3 protein-coding genes are annotated in these 2250 nt (G+C 72.6%); all 3 read left to right on the top strand.

The genetic code is table 11. The features are described 5' to 3' along the window. Positions 1-469, top strand: a 469-nt coding sequence (locus ABZ260_RS50205; RefSeq protein ID WP_355632813.1) for a Nif3-like dinuclear metal center hexameric protein, incomplete at its 5' end; no start/stop codon positions are given. Next, positions 466-1206: a C4-type zinc ribbon domain-containing protein gene (locus ABZ260_RS50200; RefSeq protein ID WP_355632810.1), complete on the top strand. Its 741-nt coding sequence runs from the start codon at positions 466-468 to the stop codon at positions 1204-1206. The genes ABZ260_RS50205 and ABZ260_RS50200, both read left to right, overlap by 4 nt. After that, on the top strand, positions 1203-2250 hold a 1048-nt coding region (locus ABZ260_RS50195; protein WP_355632807.1), incomplete at its 3' end, for a bifunctional RNase H/acid phosphatase. The genes ABZ260_RS50200 and ABZ260_RS50195, both read left to right, overlap by 4 nt.

Raw genomic sequence — 2250 nt, 5'->3', positions numbered from 1 at the left:
CCTACTTCCGGCAGGCCCATCAAACCCGCGCCCTGATCAGCCACTACCACCGACGAGGAGCTCGCTGCCCGCCCCCGTCCCCCTCGCCGAGTTCGCCCGGCAGGCCGCGCGCGGGCTTCCCGCCACGGCGGGCGGCCTGCGGGTCGCCGGAGACCCCGGCCGCCCCGTCCAGCGGATCGCGGTCAGCGGAGGGTCCGGAGACTCCCTGCTCGGGGTGGCCCGCGCCGCCGGGGTCGACGTCTTCCTCACCGCGGACCTGCGCCACCACCCGGCGAGCGAGTTCATGGAGGCCGACGGCCCCGCGCTGATCGACGCCGCCCACTGGGCCACCGAGTGGCCGTGGCTCGCCGACGCGGCGCACCATCTGGCGTCCGCATCGGCCGCCAGGGGGATTACTGTTGAGACGCGCGTTTCCGAGACGGTCACGGACGCCTGGAAAACAACAGCAAAGTGCGAGGATTTCACGTGAAAGCAGCCCCTGCGGCCCAGAAGCGTCTGCTTGACCTGGCCGAACTCGACTCCGCCCTCGACCGGCTGGCCCACCGTCGCCGTACCCTGCCCGAGCTGGCCCAGATCGACGAGCTCTCCGCTCGGGTCGCCCGCATCGCGCCCCAGGTGATCGCCGCCGAGACCGAGTCCGGTGACCTCGCCCGCGAGCAGACCAAGGCCGAGGCCGACGTCGACTCGGTCCGCATCCGCGCCGAACGCGACCAGAAGCGCCTCGACTCCGGACAGGTCTCCTCACCGAAGGACCTGGCCAGCCTCCAGTCGGAGATCGCCTCTCTGACGCGCAGGCAGGGCGACCTGGAGGACGTGGTGCTGGAGATCATGGAGCGCCGCGAGGCGGCGGACGCGCAGGTCGCCAAGTTGGTGGCCGAGCGCGACGAGCTCACGGGCACCCGCGGCGTCGCCGAGGACCGCAGGGACGCGGTCTTCGCCGAGATCGACAAGGAGAAGGACGAGGTCCAGCGCAGGCGGGCCGAGGTCGAGAAGGACATCCCGGCCGACCTGCTCGCCCTCTACGGCAAGCTCAGGGAGCAGTTCGGAGTGGGCGCCGCGATGCTCCAGGGCGGCCGCTGCCTCGGCTGCCGCACCAGCCTGTCCATCGCCGAGATCAACCGGATCAAGGCCGCCTCCCACGACGAGGTCATCCGTTGCGAGGAGTGCCGCCGGATCCTGGTCCGCACCGCGGAGTCCGGCCTGTGACCTCGTACGTTGTGGAGGCCGACGGCGGCTCGCGGGGCAACCCCGGGCCGGCCGGCTACGGCGCCGTCGTCAAGGATGCCGCCGACGGCCAGGTGCTGGCCGAGACGGCCGAGTCGATCGGCACCCAGACCAACAACGTCGCCGAGTACCGCGGGCTCATCGCCGGCCTGACCAGTTTGCTGGCCCTGGCCGGAGACGGTGCGAAGGTCGAGGTCCGGATGGACTCCAAGCTGGTCATCGAGCAGATGGCCGGCCGGTGGAAGGTCAAGAACGAGGGCCTGCGCCCGCTCGCCCTACAGGCCGCGGCCCTTGCCAGGCGCCTCCGGGTGACCTGGCGCTGGATCCCGCGCGAGAAGAACAAGGACGCCGACCGCCTGGCCAACGAGGCCATGGACGCCGCGGCCAAGGGCCGCACCTGGACCGCCTCGGCTTCCTCCTCTCCCGCCGGGGGAGCGATCGGCGCCTCCGGGACCGCTGTCTCCGGGAGCGGTGCCGCCGCCACCCTCACCGGTGGGGGCCCCGCCGAGGACCTTCTCCTCTTCGACACCGGTGACCTCGGCGCCGGTGATTCCGGTGGTGGTGTCGTCACCCGGGAGCCGGCGGAACGGACGGCCATGTCCACCGGGCGCGGCACCGGCTGGCGCTCGCCCACCTCGGTCGCGACCTCGCTGTACCTGCTCCGGCACGGTGAGACGCCGCTCTCCGTCGAGCGCAGGTTCTCCGGGCTCGGCGATCCCGAACTCACGCCCAACGGCATAGCCCAGGGCGAGGCCGCCGCCGCCAAGCTGGCGGGGGAGTCGTACGGCATCCAGGTGATCGTCAGCTCACCGCTGAGGCGCGCCCGTGCCACCGCGGAGATCGTCGCGGCCAGGACCGGTCTTGAGGTCGTCGTCGAGGAGGGGCTGCGGGAGACCGACTTCGGCGACTGGGAGGGCCACACGTTCACCGAGATCCAGCGTCGCTGGCCGGACGAGCTCGCCGCGTGGCTGGCGGACCCGTCCGCCGCGCCGCCGGGTGGGGAGAGTTTCGGGGAGGCGGCGCGGC

Source organism: Streptosporangium sp. NPDC006013 (genome assembly GCF_040614275.1).
GTDB lineage: Bacteria > Actinomycetota > Actinomycetes > Streptosporangiales > Streptosporangiaceae > Streptosporangium.
Note: the sequence above shows the minus strand (reverse complement) of the source record. Positions and strands in the feature narration are given on the sequence as shown.